20 protein-coding genes and 1 pseudogene are annotated in these 19,755 nt (G+C 60.6%); 16 read left to right on the top strand and 5 right to left on the bottom strand.

Annotation, left to right across the window (positions count from 1 at the left end; all coding sequences use genetic code 11):
• From B5E41_RS11710 to B5E41_RS11695, 4 genes are all read left to right on the top strand, one after another.
• Positions 1-786 carry a transporter substrate-binding domain-containing protein gene (locus tag B5E41_RS11710; protein ID WP_088393718.1) on the top strand — a complete coding sequence of 262 codons (786 nt, stop codon included), beginning with the start codon at positions 1-3 and terminating at the stop codon, positions 784-786.
• 75 nt (positions 787-861) lie between these two features.
• Complete coding sequence (locus tag B5E41_RS11705) at positions 862-1,533, top strand: amino acid ABC transporter permease (protein ID WP_088393716.1); 672 nt, start codon at positions 862-864, stop codon at positions 1,531-1,533.
• On the top strand, positions 1,530-2,189 hold the full coding sequence (locus B5E41_RS11700) for an amino acid ABC transporter permease (protein WP_088393714.1): 660 nt from the start codon (positions 1,530-1,532) through the stop codon (positions 2,187-2,189). The genes B5E41_RS11705 and B5E41_RS11700 overlap by 4 nt, the downstream gene beginning before the upstream one ends.
• Positions 2,167-2,922, top strand: a complete 756-nt coding sequence (locus B5E41_RS11695) for an amino acid ABC transporter ATP-binding protein (RefSeq protein WP_064812520.1) — start codon at positions 2,167-2,169, stop codon at positions 2,920-2,922. Before B5E41_RS11700 ends, B5E41_RS11695 begins: the two co-directional genes overlap by 23 nt.
• Positions 2,923-3,359: 437 nt before the next feature.
• Here the strand turns inward: B5E41_RS11695 and B5E41_RS32665 are convergent.
• Positions 3,360-3,485, bottom strand: a pseudogene (locus B5E41_RS32665) (plasmid partitioning protein RepB); the annotation flags it as partial.
• A 212-nt stretch (positions 3,486-3,697) separates the two neighbouring features.
• Complete coding sequence (locus B5E41_RS11690) at positions 3,698-4,150, bottom strand: helix-turn-helix domain-containing protein (protein ID WP_088393712.1); 453 nt, start codon at positions 4,148-4,150, stop codon at positions 3,698-3,700.
• 120 nt (positions 4,151-4,270) lie between these two features.
• Between B5E41_RS11690 and B5E41_RS31255 the strand changes: the two genes are divergently transcribed.
• From B5E41_RS31255 to scpA, 6 genes are all read left to right on the top strand, one after another.
• On the top strand, positions 4,271-4,492 hold the full coding sequence (locus B5E41_RS31255) for a hypothetical protein (protein ID WP_141098763.1): 222 nt from the start codon (positions 4,271-4,273) through the stop codon (positions 4,490-4,492).
• Positions 4,492-5,694 carry an MFS transporter gene (locus B5E41_RS11685; RefSeq protein WP_088393710.1) on the top strand — a complete coding sequence of 401 codons (1,203 nt, stop codon included), beginning with the start codon at positions 4,492-4,494 and terminating at the stop codon, positions 5,692-5,694. Before B5E41_RS31255 ends, B5E41_RS11685 begins: the two co-directional genes overlap by 1 nt.
• Before the next feature lie 309 nt (positions 5,695-6,003).
• Entirely contained in the window at positions 6,004-6,843 is an 840-nt protein-coding gene (locus B5E41_RS11680; RefSeq protein WP_088393708.1) for a MetQ/NlpA family lipoprotein, read from the top strand.
• Positions 6,844-6,931: 88 nt separating this feature from the next.
• On the top strand, positions 6,932-8,017 hold the full coding sequence (locus tag B5E41_RS11675) for a methionine ABC transporter ATP-binding protein (protein WP_088393706.1): 1,086 nt from the start codon (positions 6,932-6,934) through the stop codon (positions 8,015-8,017).
• Complete coding sequence (locus B5E41_RS11670; RefSeq protein WP_088393704.1) at positions 7,998-8,651, top strand: methionine ABC transporter permease; 654 nt, start codon at positions 7,998-8,000, stop codon at positions 8,649-8,651. The genes B5E41_RS11675 and B5E41_RS11670 overlap by 20 nt, the downstream gene beginning before the upstream one ends.
• Positions 8,652-8,767: 116 nt before the next feature.
• A complete protein-coding gene (scpA, locus tag B5E41_RS11665) occupies positions 8,768-10,906 on the top strand; it encodes a methylmalonyl-CoA mutase (RefSeq protein WP_088393802.1) in 2,139 nt (712 codons plus the stop codon).
• A 41-nt stretch (positions 10,907-10,947) separates the two neighbouring features.
• On the opposite strand, the gene B5E41_RS11660 is transcribed toward scpA, so the two are convergent.
• Entirely contained in the window at positions 10,948-12,108 is a 1,161-nt protein-coding gene (locus tag B5E41_RS11660) for a fumarylacetoacetate hydrolase family protein (RefSeq protein WP_088393702.1), read from the bottom strand.
• 368 nt (positions 12,109-12,476) lie between these two features.
• Between B5E41_RS11660 and B5E41_RS11655 the strand changes: the two genes are divergently transcribed.
• Complete coding sequence (locus tag B5E41_RS11655) at positions 12,477-13,487, top strand: Gfo/Idh/MocA family protein (RefSeq protein ID WP_088393700.1); 1,011 nt, start codon at positions 12,477-12,479, stop codon at positions 13,485-13,487.
• 10 nt (positions 13,488-13,497) lie between these two features.
• The gene (locus tag B5E41_RS11650) at positions 13,498-14,592 is read left to right on the top strand and encodes a Gfo/Idh/MocA family protein (protein WP_088393698.1); all 1,095 of its coding nucleotides are present in this window, start codon (positions 13,498-13,500) and stop codon (positions 14,590-14,592) included.
• A 20-nt stretch (positions 14,593-14,612) separates the two neighbouring features.
• Here the strand turns inward: B5E41_RS11650 and B5E41_RS11645 are convergent, their stop codons facing one another.
• Positions 14,613-15,122, bottom strand: coding sequence for a GNAT family N-acetyltransferase (locus tag B5E41_RS11645; RefSeq protein WP_088393696.1), 510 nt, complete (start codon positions 15,120-15,122; stop codon positions 14,613-14,615).
• Positions 15,123-15,255: 133 nt separating this feature from the next.
• Between B5E41_RS11645 and B5E41_RS11640 the strand changes: the two genes are divergently transcribed.
• Entirely contained in the window at positions 15,256-15,651 is a 396-nt protein-coding gene (locus B5E41_RS11640; protein WP_088393694.1) for a VOC family protein, read from the top strand.
• Positions 15,652-15,692: 41 nt separating this feature from the next.
• Here the strand turns inward: B5E41_RS11640 and B5E41_RS11635 are convergent, their stop codons facing one another.
• Positions 15,693-16,613 (bottom strand): helix-turn-helix domain-containing protein, encoded by a 921-nt coding sequence (locus B5E41_RS11635; RefSeq protein WP_088393692.1) that lies wholly within the window; start codon positions 16,611-16,613, stop codon positions 15,693-15,695.
• Positions 16,614-16,699: 86 nt separating this feature from the next.
• Here B5E41_RS11635 and B5E41_RS11630 point away from each other — a divergent pair, with 86 nt between their 5' ends.
• The 3 genes from B5E41_RS11630 (at position 16,700) to B5E41_RS11620 (ending at position 19,751) form a co-directional block, all read left to right on the top strand.
• Entirely contained in the window at positions 16,700-17,974 is a 1,275-nt protein-coding gene (locus tag B5E41_RS11630) for an extracellular solute-binding protein (RefSeq protein WP_088393690.1), read from the top strand.
• An 83-nt stretch (positions 17,975-18,057) separates the two neighbouring features.
• Positions 18,058-18,918: a carbohydrate ABC transporter permease gene (locus tag B5E41_RS11625; protein WP_088393688.1), complete on the top strand. Its 861-nt coding sequence runs from the start codon at positions 18,058-18,060 to the stop codon at positions 18,916-18,918.
• On the top strand, positions 18,915-19,751 hold the full coding sequence (locus tag B5E41_RS11620) for a carbohydrate ABC transporter permease (protein WP_088393686.1): 837 nt from the start codon (positions 18,915-18,917) through the stop codon (positions 19,749-19,751). Before B5E41_RS11625 ends, B5E41_RS11620 begins: the two co-directional genes overlap by 4 nt.
• The last annotated feature ends 4 nt before the right edge of the window (positions 19,752-19,755 follow it).

The following is a 19,755-nucleotide window of genomic DNA, read 5'->3' as shown; positions in this document are numbered from 1 at the left end:
ATGCTGACAAGACGGATCTTCTTCGCAATCGCGGCTCTCGCGGCGACCTTCAGCTTCAACTCGCCGTCTCATGCCGATGCTCTCGCCGATATTACGGCGCGCGGCACGCTGCGCGTCGCAGTTCCGCAGGATTTCCCGCCTTTCGGCAGCGTCGGCACCGATATGGCGCCGATGGGCTACGATATCGATATGGCCAATCTCATTGCTGAAAAGCTGGGCGTCAAAGCCGAACTCGTGCCGGTCACGAGCGCCAACCGCGTCCCCTATCTGCAGACGAATAAGGTCGATCTCGTGATATCGAGCCTCGGCAAGAATCCGGAGCGCGAAAAGGTGATCGATTTCTCGGTCGCCTACGCGCCCTTCTTCAACGGCGTGTTCGGGCCGGCCGATCTTTCGGTCGCCAAGGCGGAAGATCTCGCGGGCAAGAGCATCGGCGTCACGCGCGGCGCCGTGGAGGATCTCGAGCTGACGAAGATCGCGCCGGCCGATACGACGATCAAGCGTTACGAGGACAATAATGGCACCATCTCGGCGTTCCTGTCCGGCCAGGTCGACATCATTGCCACCGGCAACGTCGTGGCGGCCGCGATCCTCGCCAAAAATCCTCCCAAGCGCCCTGAGCTGAAGTTCCTGATCAAGAACTCGCCCTGCTATATCGGCCTCAACAAGGAACAGTCAGCGCTTCTGGAGAAGGTGAACGGCATTGTCACTGCTGCCAAAGCCGATGGCAGCTTGAACGCCATATCGCAGAAGTGGCTCGGCGCCAATCTGCCGTCCGATCTCTAAGGAAACCCGGTCTCGCGCATGTCTTCTGTTGCCGCGGGATGACATGCGCTCCGTCACCGCAAGAGGGGACATTCCTTGAGCTACCATTTCGAATTCGGCTGGCTGCTTGAATATTATCCCGAAATCATCAAGGGCGTGCTGATCACCCTGGAGCTTATCGCGATCGGCGGTGTGCTCGGTATTTCGCTCGGCATCGTCTGCGCCTGGGTGCGGGCGCTCGGCCCGGTCTGGCTGAAGCCGGTCGTTGCGGCCTATGTGGAACTGATCCGCAACACCCCGTTCCTGATCCAGCTTTTCTTCATCTTTTTCGGTCTGCCTTCGCTCGGCCTCCACCTTTCCGAATTGACAGCCGCCAACCTTGCGATGGTCGTCAACCTCGGCGCCTATAGCTGCGAGATTATCCGCGCCGGCATCCAGGCAACGCCGAAAGGCCAGTTTGAGGCGGGCGAGAGCCTCGCCATGACGCGCTTTGAGACTTTCCGCCATGTCGTGCTCGTGCCTTCGCTGCAGCGCATCTGGCCGGCGCTGTCGTCGCAAGTGGTCATCGTCATGCTCGGCTCGGCGGTCGTATCGCAGATCGCGGCCGAGGATCTGACCTTCGCCGCGAATTTCATACAATCGCGAACCTTTCGCGCCTTCGAGGCCTACATCGTCTCGACATCAATCTATCTCGCGCTGGCGATCCTGCTGCGGCAGGTGCTGGGCCTGATCGGCTGGTTCATCTTCCCGAGGAGGGCAGTGCGATGATCACGTTCACGCTTTGGGACATCCTGCGCAACCTGCTGCTCGCCACCCGCTGGACGATCCTTCTTTCGCTCGTCTCGTTCGTCGGCGGCAGTCTGGTCGGTCTGGGCCTGCTGTTCCTGCGCATCAGCAGGCGCAAGCCCGCCAGGGTACTTGCAAAATATTATATCGAGCTCTTCCAGGGCACGCCGCTGCTGATGCAGCTCTTCATCGCCTTTTTCGGTCTCGGCCTTTTCGGAATAGACGTGCCGGCTTGGCTTGCCGCGGGATTGGCGCTGATCCTGTGGAGCGCCGCCTTTCTCACCGAGATCTGGCGAGGCTGCGTCGAAGCGGTTGCGAAGGGGCAATGGGAAGCTTCCGCCAGTCTCGGCATGGGGCGTCTGCAGCAGATGCGTTACGTCATCCTTCCGCAGGCCCTGAGGATCGCCATACCGCCGACCGTCGGTTTCTCCGTTCAGATCATCAAGGGCACGGCGCTGACCTCGATCATCGGCTTCGTCGAATTGTCGAAGGCCGGCACCGTGGTCACCAACGCCACCTTCCAGCCTTTCGCCGTCTATGGGCTCGTGGCGCTCATCTATTTCGCCCTTTGCTGGCCCTTGTCGAAAAGCAGCCAGATCCTGGAGAGAAAACTCAATGTCGCTCATCGAAATCACTGACGTCCGCAAGAGCTACGGATCCAACGAAGTACTGAAAGGCATCAACCTGAATGTCGAGCCTGGCGAGGTCATTGCCATTATCGGCAAGAGCGGTTCGGGCAAATCGACCCTGCTTCGCTGCATCAATGGTCTTGAGACCATCACCAGCGGTTCCATCTCCGTGGCGGGGGCGCAACTCATCGATGACGAAGTCCATCTGAAGGCGCTGCGCCTCAAGGTTGGCATGATCTTTCAGCAATTCAATCTCTTCCCGCATCTGACTGCCGGCGGCAATGTCATGCTGTCGCAGACGGTGGTCAAAAAGACACCCAAGGCCGAAGCCGAGGCCACCGCCCGCAGGATGCTGGAACGTGTGGGGCTGGGTCACCGGTTCGACGCCTATCCGGACGAGCTCTCGGGCGGACAACAGCAGCGCGTCGCCATCGCCCGCGCGCTCGCCATGCAGCCGACCGCCCTTCTTTGCGATGAGATCACCTCGGCGCTCGATCCGGAACTGGTCGCCGAAGTTCTGGCCGTCGTGCGCGAACTTGCCGCCGAGGGCATGACGCTGCTGATGGTCACGCACGAGATGCGGTTTGCCCGCGACGTCTGCAGCCGCGTCGTCTTCATGCATCAGGGCCGTGTCCATGAAGCAGGCCGGCCAGAGGATGTCTTCGCCAATCCGCAGACTGCCGAGCTCAGGCAGTTTCTCGGTGTCGACGCAGATTTGCCCGGCAAATCTGCAAGACTTTAGAATCCCGCTCGCCGTTATCGCTCGCCACGGCGAAGCGGTGCGGCCTCTTAGAGCTTTTCCGGGTTAGATTGAAGCATTCTGTTGGCTCAAACGGAGTCGGAGGGTCGACCGGCCGGCGCGCGTCGTAGCCAAGCTCTACGGCCAAGCCGGCCGGTCGATCAGCCGGCCAGTTTCAGCCAACCCTCCCGCAGATTTTCCTGGCAAATCTGCAAGACTTTGGAATCGCCGGACGCACTTGTCGCTTCGCCGTGGCGAAGCGGTGCTGCCGGTTACACTTCCGCTTTCCATTTTCTTCGCCTTCTTCAAGGCAAAAGATCACGGCTCACCAAATTCGGTGCCAGAGACTCTTGACTATGATTCGCGGAAATGTGATTCTCTGGGTGTCTAGATCAGAGAGGGCTTCCGCGACGGCAACGTTCGGGGGCCTTTTCTTTTGCTTATTGATCTCCGTTCTTCGTCAAATCCTGTGTCTTCTCGAACGCCTCGTAGAGACGATCCAGATTGCTGGCGATGTAGGCGCCAAAGGCAGATGCCTTCTCCGCCTTCAGCGCGATGAATGCTTGCGCAGGCCGCGCGTGTCGCCGGCCGTCCGGCAATCGCACATTCACAGGCCGAATCGGACGAGACCGGCTGGAAACAATGGCAGTATAATCCGAATCGTAGTGTCGGGCGTGCATTGAGCGCGGCGCGGCGGCAAGCCCCGGGTCTGGTCGATCAGCCGTAACTTGCCAGATCATTCGAGCCTGAGCTCCAGGAGAATTGCCCGCCTGGCCAGCTACTCCAGGGGCGGACGGGTGATATTCGCTATCGAAGACAAATCCGGACCGCTTTCCGCCTGCGCCATCGCTTTCACCAATGCGATGATCGTTTCACGAATATCGGGATCGGCAATCTTCAGAAAGGCGCGGTTAAGCACCAATCCCTCCTTCGTCCGCAGGAATTCAGCGACGGGGTCGGCATTGTCCGCCAGAGCCAATCCTTGCAGGCTCAATGGCTGGGATTCGTTCTGCTCGAAGAAGAAGCTCGGTGATGTGTGAAGCACTTCGGCGATGCGCTGCAAACGGCTCGCACCAATGCGGTTGATGCCTTTCTCGTATTTCTGAACCTGCTGAAAAGTCACGCCGATCTGCTCGGCAAGCCGCTCCTGGCTCATTCCAAGCAGCTGCCGGCGTGTTCTGATGCGCGCTCCGACATAGCTGTCTATGGCATTCGGTGTCTTCACATTCATCGCGTGTTTTCAGCCTCGATCGGATTTCAATCGGCGCAGCTGTAGTACCCCCGTAAGCAGTTTTCCACGGTTGTTTTCATATAGTATAGCATACATGCGGTGATCGCGGCTGACTGTGATATGAAAACCCCCATCCACGGCCAGCGACGCAAGAGCCGGTCGGGGATGGGCAAATCAAACAAAAGCCGTACCGATCCAGGCCAAACCGGGCTGGTGATCATTGCCCGGCCTGCGGTAAATATCTTTCAGCGACCGTCGCTCGATAGTCTCGCCAGCCCCGATCGCCCAAAATCCATCGAAAACGCCGCGGCACTGATCGTGCCTGTTCAGGAGGGATATTGATGGCAACCGTTGCCGAGCGCGCGCCCCGTTTCGAGAAGACAACAATGTCCATTCTGGTGGCTGTCAGCTTCTGCCATATGCTGAACGACATCATGCAGTCGCTGCTCGCCTCGCTCTATCCACTGTTCAAGGCAAACTACGATCTCAATTTTGTCCAGATCGGCCTGCTGACCATGACGTTCCAGGTCACGGCGTCTCTGCTGCAGCCGGCCGTCGGCATCGTCACCGATCGCTGGCCGATGCCCTATTCGCTGCCGGTCGGCATGGCGAGTACCTTTTGCGGTCTCATTCTGCTCGGCAATGCCGGCAGTTTCGCGCTGCTGCTGGTCGCGGCAAGCCTGATCGGCTTTGGCTCGGCGGTCTTCCATCCGGAATCCTCGCGTGTTGCCCGTCTTGCTTCCGGCGGCCGCCACGGTTTCGCGCAATCCTTTTTTCAGGTCGGCGGCAATGCCGGCCAGGCGATCGGTCCGCTGCTCGCTGCCTTCATCGTGCTGCCGCTCGGGCAACATAGCGTCTCCTGGTTCGCCGCCATCGCCATGATCGGCATGGTCGTGCTGAGCTGGGTGGGCAGCTGGTATATGAGCCACAGGCGTCGAAACGCCAGCAAACCGGCCGTCAGCCGAACTCTGCCGCTGCCGCAGAACCGAGTCGTCTGGGCGCTGCTGATCCTGGTGCTGCTGACGGCGACGAAGAATGTCTACATGGCGAGCGTGTCGAGCTACTTCACCTTCTATGTCATCGACAGGTTCGAACTCAGCGTGCAGCAGGCGCAGTTGATGCTGTTCCTGTTCCTTGGCTCGGTCGCGGTCGGCACTTTCCTCGGCGGACCGATCGGTGATCGCTTCGGCGCCCGTTTCGTCATCTGGTTTTCGATCCTCGGCGTCATTCCCTTCGCGTTGCTGCTGCCCTATGCCGATCTTTTCTGGACAGGCGTGCTCAGCATCGTCATCGGCTTGGTCTTCGCGTCGGCCTTTTCCGCGATCGTCGTCTTCGCGCAGGAACTGGTGCCCGGTCGCGTCGGGCTGATTGCCGGTGTCTTTTTCGGCTTCGCATTCGGGGCAGGGGGGCTAGGAGCTGCGCTGCTCGGCGATTTCGCCGACACTCACGGCATCGCCTTCGTCTACCGCATCTGCTCCTACCTGCCGCTGCTCGGCCTGCTGACGATCTTGCTGCCCCGTATTCCGAAGCACAAACCGGTCTGAGACCATCCGTCACGAGTACGGTGTCTCGTCCGATCCCTTTCGCAGCGGTCGGAGAATTCCGTCGGCCTTAGGCCGCCGTGATAGGAAACGACGGCCTAAAGCGACGGTTTCCTTTTTTAGAACATGCTCAAAAGCCGCAATTAATCCATAAATTTGATGGAAATTTATCCTGCCGGCATTGATGGCGGGGCAAGAGTTTTTCCGGCCTTTCCCCTACATCAGACATTCTTGCTTCGCTCGTGATCCAGCCATTTGCCATGATTGGCCTGCTCGAGGCGTTCGGCCTCATCCAGTCAGACGGGACATAAAATGACCAAGAACAAAAATCTTCACCGCTTCCACCTTTCGCGCCGCGCGGCTCTTGCGGCCGTCGCTGTTTCCGCGGCAGCGCTTTTTGCCTTCGCAGCACCGGCACCTTCCTTTGCGGAGGACAAGTCGATCAAGGTCGGCATCATGGCCGGCGAGGATGAGGATGTATGGAGGGTGGTGACCAGCGAGGCGGCCAAGAAGGGCCTGACGATCGAAACCGTCATCTTCAACGATTACACGCAGCCGAACGAAGCGCTGGAGCGCGGCGAAATCGACGCGAATGCCTTCCAGCACCAGCCCTATCTCGACAATCAGATCCAGCAGCACGGCTATCACATCGTCCCCGTCGGCTACACCGGCGTCTGGCCGATCGGCCTCTATAGCAAGAAGCACAAGGCCGTCGCCGAGATTCCCGAAGGCGCCGTCATCGGCGTACCGAACGACCCCTCGAACGAAGGTCGGGCACTGCGGGTTCTCCAGAATGAAGGCCTGATCAAGCTGAAGGATGGCACCGGCATTCTTGCGACCGTTGCCGACGTCAGCGACAATCCGAAGAAGATCGAGATCAAGGAGCTCGATGCCGGCATCGTCGGCCGTTCGATCGACGATCTGGATGCCGGCGTCGTCAACACCGACTGGGCGCTGAAGAGCGGACTTTCTCCGGCCGAGCGCATTGCGCAGGAGCCGATCGCCGACAACCCGTACCGCAACTTCATCGCCGTCAAGGAAGAGAACAAGGATGCGGACTGGGTCAAGACGCTGGTATCTTCCTACCAGAACGACACCGTCAAGGCCGAGTTCGACAAGGTATACAAGGGGACGGGTCTCAGCGCCTATTGATCCGAAACTGGGCCGCAGTTAAGGCCTGCCGAAAGGCGGCCCGGGCGTTCCTGCCGGGGCCGCCTTCAGTATTTGCAGGGAAAAGTACATGAACTCCGTTGTTTCCAGGGCGGCGATCGAGCCGCGGCCGCAGGCGGCGGCCGAAGAGGTGGTGAGGCTTATCGACGTGAAGCGTCGGTTCGGGGCCACGCCGGCACTTGACGGTATTTCGCTGAGCGTGAATAGGGGCGAGATCCTTGGCATCATCGGCCGCAGCGGCGCCGGCAAGTCGACGCTGATCCGCTGCCTGAACGGGCTGGAGCGCGCCGACAGCGGCGAGATCCGCATAGAGGGCCGCGATATTACCGGGCTTCAAGAGCAGGAACTGCAGCCGCTGCGTCGCCGCATCGGCATGATCTTTCAGCACTTCAATCTGCTTTCCGCCAAGACGGTCGAGGACAATGTTGCGCTGCCGCTGAAGATCGAGGGTATTGCCAGGGCCGAGCGCCTGAAGCGGGCGCAGGAACTGCTCGAGCTCGTCGGTCTCGCCGACAAGGCGCAGGCCTATCCCTCATCGCTCTCCGGCGGCCAGAAACAACGCGTCGGCATCGCCCGGGCGCTGGCGGCGCGCCCGGCACTACTGCTGTCAGACGAGGCGACATCGGCCCTCGACCCTGAGACAACACGATCGATCCTGGCGCTGCTCAGGGATATCAACCGTAAGCTCGGACTGACCATTCTGCTGATCACGCATGAGATGGAAGTGGTGCGCGGCATTGCCGATCGCGTCGCGGTCATCGATGCCGGGCGGATCGTCGAGGAGGGCCAGGTCTGGTCGGTCTTCGCCAATCCGCAGACTGACATCACCAGGAGCTTGCTTGGCGGCATCCGCCCGCAACTTCCCGATCATATTCTCGGCCGGCTGTCGGCGACGGCGGGCAGCGAAGTGATCCTCAGTGTCGATCTTGCCGGGCCGCAAGCGCAGGGCGCGCTGTTTGCGGAACTCTCGGCGACGCTGCCGCATTCCTTCCGCCTTGTCCATGGCGGCATCGACCATATCCAGAACCAGCCGGTGGCGCGGTTCTTCGTCGCCGTTCCCGCGCACGAGCCTGCGCTCGCCGGAAAGGTCGAACAATTCCTGACGGCCCGGTCCGCCCGGGTGGAGGTGCTTGGTTATGACACCGATCATGCTTGAACTGCTTCTTCGCTCGCTTTGGGAGACGGTCCTGATGACCGTCGCCTCGGGAGTGATTTCGCTCGTCGCCGGCCTGCCGCTCGGCCTTGCCCTCGTCGTCACGGCGCGCGGCGGCATCGCCGAAAATCTCTGGATCAACCGCATGCTCGGCGCCATCATCAACGGCTTCCGCTCGGTACCATTCATCATCCTGCTGGTGGCGCTGATCCCGCTGACGAGGCTGATCGTCGGCACCGCGCTCGGCACCGGGGCGGCCATTGTGCCGCTCGCCATCGCCGCAACACCTTATTATGCGCGCATCGCCGAGGTGTCGTTGCGCGAGGTCGACCGCGGGCTGATCGATGCCGTACGCGCCATGGGCGGCAATCGCTGGACCATCATCCGCGAGGTGCTGGTGCCTGAAGCACTGCCGGGCATCGTCGCCGGCTTCACCGTCACGCTGGTGACGCTGATCGGCGCCTCGGCCATGGCGGGCGCGATCGGCGCCGGCGGCCTCGGCGACCTTGCCATTCGCTATGGCTATCAGCGCTTCGAAACCAATGTCATGATCGCAGTGGTCGCCGTCCTCGTCATCCTCGTCTGCGGCATCCAGTGGCTCGGCGACCGGCTGGTCACAAAGCTCGACCACAGATAGGTCAAAGTCGGAGGCTTGCGGCGGGCGAATGCCTTGCTGTGTTAATTGTCCTAAGGCTGTATCGCATCATCCACCTGTGAAGTGATAAGGTGGCGATGAAGCAGCCGGAGGAACGCATGACGAAGAAGACGCTGTCGGATTGGGCGGAGCTTGCGCAGAAGGAACTGCGGGCCTCACCCGAGACACTGACCTGGCACACGCCGGAAGGCATCGCTGTCAAGCCGCTTTATACCGCTGAGGACCTCGAAGGCGCCGCGCATCTCGGCTCGCTGCCCGGTTTTGCACCCTTTACCCGCGGACCGCGCGCGACGATGTATGCCGGCCGTCCCTGGACGATCCGCCAGTATGCCGGCTTCTCCACGGCAGAGGAATCGAACGCCTTTTATCGCCGCAATCTCGCTGCCGGCCAGAAGGGCCTGTCGGTCGCCTTCGATCTTGCCACCCATCGCGGTTATGACAGCGACCACCCTCGCGTCGAGGGCGATGTCGGCAAGGCAGGCGTCGCGATCGACAGCGTCGAGGACATGAAAATCCTGTTCGACGGCATTCCGCTTGGGGATATGTCGGTTTCAATGACCATGAATGGCGCCGTCATTCCGATCCTCGCTTCCTTCATTGTCGCCGGCGAAGAGCAGGGCGTGCCGAGGGCCGAGCTATCAGGAACCATCCAGAACGACATCCTTAAGGAGTTCATGGTCCGCAACACCTATATCTATCCGCCCGAACCCTCAATGCGGATCGTTGCCGACATCATCGACTATACGGCCAGGGAGATGCCGAAATTCAACTCGATCTCGATCTCCGGCTATCACATGCAGGAGGCCGGCGCGACGCTCACGCAGGAGCTTGCCTTCACGCTGGCCGACGGTCGCGAATATGTCAGGGCGGCGATCGCCAAGGGTCTCAACGTCGATGATTTCGCGGGAAGGCTCTCCTTCTTCTTCGCGATCGGCATGAACTTCTTCATGGAGGCGGCAAAGCTGCGCGCCGCACGGCTGCTCTGGAGCCGGATCATGGAAGAGTTCCAGCCGAAGAAAGCCTCCTCGCTAATGCTGCGCACCCATTGCCAAACCTCCGGCGTCTCGCTGCAGGAGCAGGACCCCTACAACAACATAATCCGCACCGCTTTCGAGGCGATGTCGGCCGTGCTCGGCGGCACGCAGTCGCTGCACACCAATTCCTTCGACGAGGCGATCGCGCTGCCGACGGAGTTCTCCGCCCGCATCGCCCGCAATACCCAGCTGATCCTTCAGCATGAAACCGGCGTCACCAAAGTGGTCGATCCGCTGGCCGGCTCCTATTATGTCGAGAGCCTGACGAAGGAACTTGCCGACAACGCCTGGGCGCTGATCGAGGAGGTGGAAGCGCTCGGCGGCATGACGAAGGCTGTCAACGACGGTTTGCCGAAGCGGCTGATCGAAGAAGCGGCGGCGCGACGCCAGGCCGCCGTCGACAAGGGCGAGGAGGTCATTGTCGGGGTCAATCGCTACAGGCTCGACAACGAACAGCCGATCGACATTTTGGAGATCGACAACAGCGCGGTGCGCACCGCGCAGATCCGCCGCATCGAGGAGACGAAGCGGCGGCGCGACAGCAGCGCCGTGCGCGAAACGCTGGCCGCCTTGGCGGAAACCGCACGCAGCGGCAAAGGCAATCTGCTGGCCGCCGCCATCGAGGCGGCGCGGGCCCGTGCCACAGTCGGCGAGATATCGGATGCGATGCGCGCTGCCTTTGGTGATCATGCCGCGACACCTGATGTCATCAAGGGCGTCTATGGCGAAGCCTATGACAACGAGCCGGAACTTGCCGTCCTGAGGGAGCGTATGGCCGGGGTGACGGAAGCGATGGGATACCGGCCGAAAATCATGGTCGCCAAGCTGGGTCAGGACGGTCATGACCGTGGCGCCAAGGTGATCGCCTCGGCCTTCGGCGATATCGGCTTCGACGTGCTCGCCGGTCCGCTGTTTCAGACGCCTGACGAGGCTGTCGAGTTGGCGCTTGATCGAAAGGTCAATGTCGTCGGCGTCTCGTCCCTCGCCGCAGGCCACAGGACGCTGCTGCCGCAATTGGTCGAGAGGCTCAGGGAAAAGGGCGGTGACGATATCATCGTCGTCTGCGGCGGCGTCATTCCACGGCAGGACTATGAATTCCTCCATGAACACGGCGTTGCGGCCGTGTTCGGCCCGGGCACGAACGTTCTGGAAGCGGCAAACTCCGTTCTCGACCTGCTAGAGGGCAAACGGCGAAACCAATAGGTCATAATGCCGGACACAAAACCGCTGCGCACTTTTGCTGCTTAGAGTAACCCACGCGTCGCAAGGTTGCGCATCAGCGCCGATATGCCGAACGTCCAGGGCGGGCATTCGGTGGAGAGGCGCACGGTATTGACGAGCGTGCCGAGCCCGGCCGAGGAAATCTCGACGACATCGCCGATCTTGTGCGTGAAGCCTTGCTTTGGCGCGTCGCGATCCTGCGTCGGCGCAAACAGCGTGCCGAGAAAGAGCATGAAACCATCGGGGTATTGATGGTGGGGGCCAAGCGTCTGTTTGACGAGATCGGTCGGGTCGCGGCTGATCTGCGACATCGAACTCTTGCCACGCAGCACGAAGCCGTCCTGCCCGGTTACCTTTAGGTCGAGTTCGGCCCTGCGCACCTCGTCCAGCCCATAACCGGCATCGAACAGCCGGACGAACGGACCGATCGAGCAGGAGGCATTGTTGTCCTTGGCCTTGCCGAGCAAGAGTGCCGAGCGGCCTTCGACATCGCGAAGGTTGACATCATTGCCGAGCGTCGCGCCCTTGATCTCGCCGCGGCTGTTGACCGCGAGCACGATTTCCGGCTCCGGATTGTTCCAGGTAGAGATCGGATGCAGGCCGACATCGGCACCCCAGCCGACGGAAGAGAGCACCGGCGCCTTGGTGAAGACCTCGGCATCGGGGCCGATGCCGACTTCGAGATACTGCGACCACATGCCCTCGTCGATCAGCGCCTGCTTGACCTTGGCGGCCTCCGGCGAACCGGCCTTGAGATTGGTGAGACTGCCGCCGATCAGCGCGCTGACGCGCTCGCGGATCGAAGCGGCGCGATCGGGATTGCCTGCCGCTTTCTCCTCGATGACGCGTTCGATCATCGACTGGGCAAAGGTGACGCCGCAGGCCTTGACCGCCTGCAGGTCGGCGGGCGCGAGGAGGTAGGGCCGTCCGGCATCCGGTTTTCCGGTGCTGTTGGCGGCAATCTCCCCCAGAGAACCGATCGCCTGGCCACTTGCAGCTCGGACGAAGTCCGCAGCATCCTGCCTCTCGCAGAGGGCGCTCAGCGTCGGCGCCTCGTGCGAGGTGATGTCGATGAGCATCCCCTCACGAAGCGTCACGATGCTCGGGCCGACAACTTCGGGATTCCAGACGCGGCCGACAAAAATTCCGCCGGAAGCGGCGGCATCGAGAAGGGGATGATACATGGTGATCCTCCGTCACGGGCAAGCGGGAAGCGCTCTTGAAAGAATTACGAGATCATTGCCGCCCTCCAGCCGGCGGCGGCCGGAATCGATCATATTCGGCCGAACGGAGCAAGATAGGCGGGGGAAAAACACTTTTGCCGGATCGGGTTGAAAAGCGGCTCTGCTGCCTGCATCAATTCGAATGAAGGTCACAAATAACTATTTAGATACATAATAATCTTTATTTTACAGATAGTTAAATACGAAGACCGGCGATTTCGCCTCCTGGCTTGCCTTGACAGGAGCTTGCTTTCGTTATCTGTTTTGGCCGACATGGAGGATGCCGGCGGCAGCCGGTGCTCAGAAAATCCCGGGAGGATATTGCAGCAATGTTGAGATTTGCCGTCGTCGGAATCGACCATGGGCATACGTTCGATCATGTGAAGGGACTGCTCGCCGCAGGCGGCGAGTTCGTCGGCTACTGCCCTCGGACCTCGGTGCCGGCATTGCGTGAGACGTTCGAGAAGACCTATCCCAATGCACCGCAGATCGATCGCGAGAAGCTGTTCGACGATTCGACGATCGACGTCATCTGCATTTCCGCCATTCCGCGCGACCGCGCCGGGCTCGCCATTCGCGCGATGAAAGCGGGCAAGGACGTGATGACCGACAAGCCTGGCGTGACGACCTTCGCCCAGCTCGAAGAGGTCAAGCGCACCGTGGCAGAGACCGGCAAGATCTTTTCGATCTGCTTTTCGGAGCGCCATTGCGTACGCTCCGCCGTCAAGGCCGGCAAGCTGGTAAAGGAAGGCGCGATCGGCAAGGTGATCCAGACGCTCGGCGTCGGACCGCACCGGTTGCAGTTGCCGACCCGGCCGGACTGGTTCTTCGACCCGGAATATTTCGGCGGCATCATAGTCGACATCGCCTCGCATCAGGTCGATCAGTTCCTGTTCTATACCGGCTCGACCTCAGGCGAAGTCATCGCCAGCTCGATCGGTAATTTCGGCATGCCCGATAAACCCGCCTTCCAGGATTTCGGCGAGGTGCTGCTGCGCTCCGACAAGGCGGCGGGTTATGTCCGTGTCGACTGGTTCACGCCGGAGGCGCTGCCCACCTGGGGCGACGGCCGCCTCACCATCCTCGGCACCGAGGGTTATATAGAGCTGCGCAAATATATCGATATCGCCGGCCGGCCGGGCAAGGATCACCTCTTCCTCGTCAACGGCAAGGAGATGACCCACATCGATTGCAGCGGCGAAAAGCTCGATTATTTCGATGCTTTCACCGCCGATGTCGGCAATCGCACGCAGACGGCGATGACCCAGGATCACGTGTTCGAAGTCTGCCGCCTTTCGCTCGAAGCCCAGACGAAAGCCGCGCGCATCGGCGCTCGTTGAGGAGGATAGCATGACCAGGAAATTGCGCGTCGGCGTCATCGGCGCAGGCATTGCCGCGCGGCATCTGACCGGCTTCGGCTGGAACAAGGATCTCTTTGAGGTTCCCGTACTCTGCTCGCTTGATGAGGATCGTGGCAAGGCGCTGTGCGAGGAATTCGGCATCGGCGAATATACGCAGGATGCGGATTCGCTGTTTGCCCGGGACGATCTCGACATCATCGACATTTCGACGCCGCCGAGCTCGCATTTCGAGCTCTGCCGCAAAGGCATCGAATCCGGCAAGCACGTGATTTGTGAAAAGCCTCTGTTTGGCTCGATTGCCGAAGTCGACGAGATGGGCCGCATCCTCGCTCGCTTCCCCGGCCGAAAGCTGATGCCGATCTTTCAGTATCGCTACGGCTCCGGCCTGCAGAAGCTGAAACTGCTGATCGAGCAGGGCCTCGCCGGCAAGCCCTTCCTGACGACGATCGAGACCCATTGGTGGCGCGGCCCGGATTATTACGCCGTGCCGTGGCGCGGCAAATGGGCGAGCGAACTCGGCGGCGGCCTTCTCGGCCACGCGATTCATGCCCATGATATGCTGAACTATGTGCACGGCCCTTGCGCCGAAGTGTTTTCCTATGGCGCGACGCTGGTCAATCCGATCGAGGTCGAGGATACTGCCGCCCTCTCAGTGAGAATGCAGAATGGCTCGCTGGCGACGCTGTCGATGACGCTCGGCTCGCGCAAAGAAATCTCGCGGCTACGCTTCTGCTTTAGCGATCTGGTCGCCGAAAGCATCCTCGAACCCTATACGATGGGCCGCGATCCCTGGGTCTTTACCGCCGGAACCGAAGAGCACCAGGTGCGGATCGATGCCGCGCTCGCCGCCTATGTGCCGGGCGAGGATGGTTATACCCGCCAGTTCGAGCTGTTCCATCGGGCGATCGTCGAAGACACGGATCCGCCGGTGACATTGCAGGACGCCCGCAATTCGCTGGAGTTGGTGACGGCCGCCTATTTCTCTCAGCGCACCGGCCAGCCGACGCCGATGCCGATTGCCGCCGATCATCCGCTCTATCGCTCATGGCTTCCGGAAGAACAGCGCAGGGCTGGCGGCCTCTGAACGATTCCGACCCCGAAGGGTCAAACGGAGGATGCCGGTCGGCGCTCGGCATCTACTCTGAAACGCTTCTTGATCCGATCGACGGGCGTTCCGTCCAAAAGCGGAATCTGAATAAGCCGGTCATAGGGCTCGAAGCCCATCTTTGTGTAATAGGCAAGACCGCCGACATTATCGGCCCGAATGGTCGCATTGATAAATTCAAGCCCGAGTTCCTCGGCCGCTGCCAGCGTCGCCGGAAAAAGGGCACGGCCCACGCCTGGTATCTTCGGGTTTACGCGGGCAAATGTTGCGATATCGGCATGACCTTTCGGCGGATCGCCATAGAGGCTCAATGACTGGAAGCCGGCAAGCGACCGATCATGCACTGCAACATGACAGATGAGGGGGAATTCGCCGTCGATGAACCAATCCGCGAATTCCGCAGCTGTCAACGGCGTCTCGAGCGCGGTTGTCCCCCCGGCCAGAATGATTTCGTTCAGGAGACTGCACAGCTCCTCCGCATCGGCGGATACTGCCTTTCGAATGTGCATATGGTTCTGACCCCGTTTTGACCTCACCGTAGCGGCGACGCCCACAGTGCACAAGCGGCCGCCACGTCTGCTGCCGTCAACGCTGAAAGACTTCTATGAAATCCTTTTGCAATCCGAACTGAGAAAAGCACCCATGCTGAAATCCTTCGAACATGTCGGCATGACGGTCAGTGACATGGACCGGTCCGTCGATTTCTACTGCGGTCTGGTCGGCCTGCGCCTGCATCTGCGCAAGAGGATGGCCGATGGTGCCGAGATCGCCTTTCTCGACGCCGGCGGCGGTATGCTGGAAATTTTCGCACCGGCGGGAGGCGCGGCAAGGGCGGTCGATGTGCCCGAGGGCACGGCCGGTCTGCGCCACCTGACCTTCCTGTTCGAAGATGTCCAGGAGACCTTCACCCGTCTGCAAAAGGCCGGCGTCGAGGTCAAGGAAAGGCCGCGCCTGGCAATCAACGCCGAGGTCCTGCACAAGGTCGCCTTCGTGCGCGATCCCGATGGCATCCAGATTGAGCTCGCTGAAAAAAGATAAGTCCTCAGCCGCATATGACAGGCGATGAGGCGGAACATGCGTTAATTGCGGAAGGCGCCGGCGGGCATCGTCGTCACCAGCCGGATGTCGCGGCGGAAATCGGACGGCGACATCCCGGCGATGTGGCGAAAGGATTTGTTGAAGGCGCTGATCGAGCCGAAGCCGCTGTCCATTGCCACCTGCAAAACGTTGGCGCCTTCGCTCATCAGCATCGCCTGCGCGCGAGACAGCCTGAGCAGCGTCACATATTTGCTGAGCGTCATGCCGGTCGATCGCTTGAAAAGATTCATGGCATATTTCGGATGCAGATCGGCGGCGCGGGCGATATCGACCGAATCGATGTCCTGCAGGAAATTGGCGGCGATGAAATCGCACATGCGCGCGACACTTCGCGAGGAGTTGGGATGCAGCTGATCGCCATCCAGGCTGGCAGTCGTCTTCGATGTCGTCATCGAATAGGGTTCGAATGCGATACGCTCGATGCGCAGCAGCAATTCGTCCACGGCGTGCTGGGCCTTGGCGGAATCACCGGAATTGGCATAGCGAAACCAGCGAGCGAAGTTTTCGTTATCAGCAGCGTCCGTTGCCGAGGTCAGCAACGTCTCACCTTTCATAAGACGGCTGGAAATGCTGATCGGCAGGCGCAGCCGGAAGAAATAAACGAGCGGCAGGTGGGCACCGGCATAAAGCGAATCATCTGACGATTCGTCCATCTGATGCGGCTGCCCACCCCAAAAGAGGCACATATCACCGGCGTTCAGCCGAAACGCGTGATCGTTCATGCGGTAATGCACACTTCCGCGCATGACATAGTTGATCTCGACCTGCGCGTGCCAGTGCGGCATAGCCATGATAGGCGGGTGCGCGTGAAACATCTGCAGTGCCGTCGGCGAACCCTCAATGCTGCTTGCGCCGGGCTGATAGATTGCCCGCGTGCCGACCTTACTTTCCGCCAAATCCATATTCCCTTTTTAGGAGACAGCCGCTCCCTTGCGGATAGTCTAACCGCGTTCGTGAAAGATCGGCAATTGAAAAGGGAGGATTTTCAATGCGCTTCAAACTTCTCGCTGCGACCGCAGCTCTTGCACTGCTTGCTTCCGGCTCCGCCTTCGCTGAGTCGGCCAATCTCACCATCTGGAGCTGGAATGTCGCCGCATCGGCGTTGAAGTCCACGCTTCCCGGCTTCAACAAACAGTTCCCCGATATCAAGGTCACCGTCGAAGATCTTGGCAACAGCCAGGTCTTCGACAAGACGCTCGCGGCCTGCGCTGCCGGCGGCGACGGCTTGCCCGACATTGTCAGCATCGAGAATTTCGAGGCTGAAATCTTCTGGAGCCGCTTCCCCGATTGCTTCGCCAATCTGAAGGAGCTCGGCTACACGGCCGATATCCAGGCGAAGTTCCCCGACTTCAAGCGCACCGAACTTGAAGTCGGCGACGTCGCCTATGCCATGCCGTGGGATTCCGGCCCAGTCGCCGTCTTCTACCGCCGCGACATGTACGAAAAGGCCGGCGTCGATCCGAGCACGATCAGCACCTGGGACGATTTCATCGCCGCCGGCAAGAAGATTTCCGCCGCCAATCCCGGCGTCGTCATGGCACAGGCCGATTTCAACGGCGACAGCGAATGGTTCCGCATGATCGCCAACGAGCAGGGCTGCGGCTATTTCTCGACCGACGGCCAGAACATCACCATCAACCAGCCGGCCTGCGTCGCCGCGCTGCAAAAGGTGAAGGAGATGAAGGATGCCGGCACGCTGACGGCAGCGAACTGGGACGAGAAGATCCAGGCCAACACCGCCGGCAAGGCCGCAAGCCAGCTCTATGGCGGCTGGTATGAAGGCACGGTGCGCTCGACCTCCCCTGATCTCAAGGGCAAGTGGGGCGTCTACAGAATGCCGAGCCTGACGGCCGACGGTCCGCACGCCGCCAACCTCGGCGGCTCGTCGCTCGCCATTTCGGCAACCTCGGCGAACAAGGAAGCCGCCTGGAAATTCGTCAACTACGCCCTTGGGACGAATGAAGGTCAAGTCACCATGCTGAAGGAATTCGGTCTGGTGCCGTCGCTGCTTTCCGCCGAGAAGGATCCCTTCGTCAACGAGCCCCAGCCCTATTGGGGCGGTCAGAAGGTCTGGGCCGATATTCTGGCAACCCTGCCCAAGATCGTGCCGAGCCGCGGCACCGCCTTCCAAAGTGATGCCGAAGGCATCTTCAAGGCAACGCAGGCGAAATTCTTCGCCGGCGGCTACCCCGATGCGAAAGCGGCTCTCGACGATGCCGCCAAGCAGATCGCTTCCGCAACCGGACTTCCGATCGCGCAATGAATGACGATGCCGGGCGCTTCCCGCGCCCGGCATTTCACCCGCTTGCAGCGCGGCCCGTCATTCGTTCGTGAGGAGGAGGCTCGATGCCGTTCAGAACCCGGAGCGCCTATGCGTTCCTCGCCCCCTATTTGCTTGTTTTCGCCACCTTCTGGGTCTGGCCGATCATCGACTCGTTCCTGATTTCCTTTCAGAACACGCGCGTCAATCCGTGGAAATACAGCTTCCAGGCCAATTGGGGCAGGCTCTTCTACGACCCCGCCTTCTATAACGCTCTCTATAACACACTGATTATCTTGGTGATCCAGGTGCCTGTGATGATCGCGCTGGCGACCGTCATGGCCGTGCTGCTCAATTCGCCGCTTCTGAAAGCGCGCCCGCTTTTTCGTTTCGCCTTCTTTGCCCCCGTCGTCGTCGGCGAAGTCGCCTACGCGGCCGTGTTCCGGCTGATGTTCAGCCTCGATTTCGGTATCATCAACAAGATGATTTCAGCGGTCGGATTCAGCCCGATCTCCTGGTTCGACAACGCCAATGCCGCGATGGCAGTGATCATCCTCGCCGTCACATGGCGCTGGGCCGGTTATAACGCCATCATCATCCTGGCCGGCCTGCAGGCCATCCCCGACGATGTCTACGAGGCCGCGACGCTCGATCGGGTGGGCAAGACACAGCAGTTCTTCCACATCACCCTGCCGCTCTTGAAACCGATCATCCTCTTCTGTGTCGTGCTCTCGGTGATCGGCACCATGCAGCTCTTTACCGAACCCTTCCTCATCACCAATCGCGGTGGTCCGGGCGGCGGCACGGAGACACTCGGCCTCTTCCTCTACCGCCAGGGTTTCACCTCGCTGAACTTCGGCTATGCCTCGGCGATCGCCTATACGATGGCGGCTCTGGCCGTGGTGATCTCCTTTTTCAATCTCTGGATCGGGAGGGACCCGAAATGAGATCCAAGTCGCAATCCCTTCTCATCCGTCAGATCGCGCTGCACGCCGCGCTGGCGCCGCTGGCGCTGATCTGGCTGTTTCCGCTGTGGATGATGTTCGTCTTCTCGACCATGCCCGACAACGGCATCTTCAATCCCGAGATCGTGCTGTGGCCATCGACCAACTTCGTCGAGAATTTTAAAAATCTGCAGGCCGACACCGATTTCATCGGCGCAATGGTGATCTCCATCGGCGTGGCGCTTATCTATACCGTGCTCTCGGTGATGCTGACGTCGATGGCCGGCTGGGCGCTGGCACGTTACCGTTTTGTCGGCCGCTCCATCGTCATCGCTATCATCCTCGGTACTATCACGCTGCCTTTCTCCGTGGTCGTCATCCCGCAGTTCATCATGGTGGCGCGCGAGTTCAAGCTGGCAAACACCTGGGTGGCTCTGATCGTGCCGCCGCTCTTCAATTCGCTCGGCGTCTTATTCATGCGGCAGTCCTTCTCGATGATGCCGGGCGAGCTCTTCGACGCAGCCCGCGTCGAAGGCGTCAAGGAATGGCAGATCTTCCTGCGCATCGCCCTGCCTCTGGCGCGCCCGACCATGGCGGCATTGGCGATCATTCTCTTCCTGCATTCGTGGAACAATTACCTCTGGCCGCTGCTCATCAATTCCAGACCGGGGATGATGACGGCGCCGGTGGCATTGGGAACGCTGATCGGCCTCACCAAGGTTTCGTGGGGTGGCATCATGGCCGGCGCGGTGCTGCTGACGGCGCCGATCCTCGTCGTCTTCGTGGCGCTCCAGCGCCATTTCATCGCCGGCATCGCGGCCGGCGCAATCAAGTAATCGG

Origin of the sequence: Rhizobium esperanzae (assembly GCF_002204185.1) — a bacterium.
Classification (GTDB): domain Bacteria; phylum Pseudomonadota; class Alphaproteobacteria; order Rhizobiales; family Rhizobiaceae; genus Rhizobium; species Rhizobium esperanzae.
This window is presented reverse-complemented; position numbering and strand designations above follow the sequence as displayed.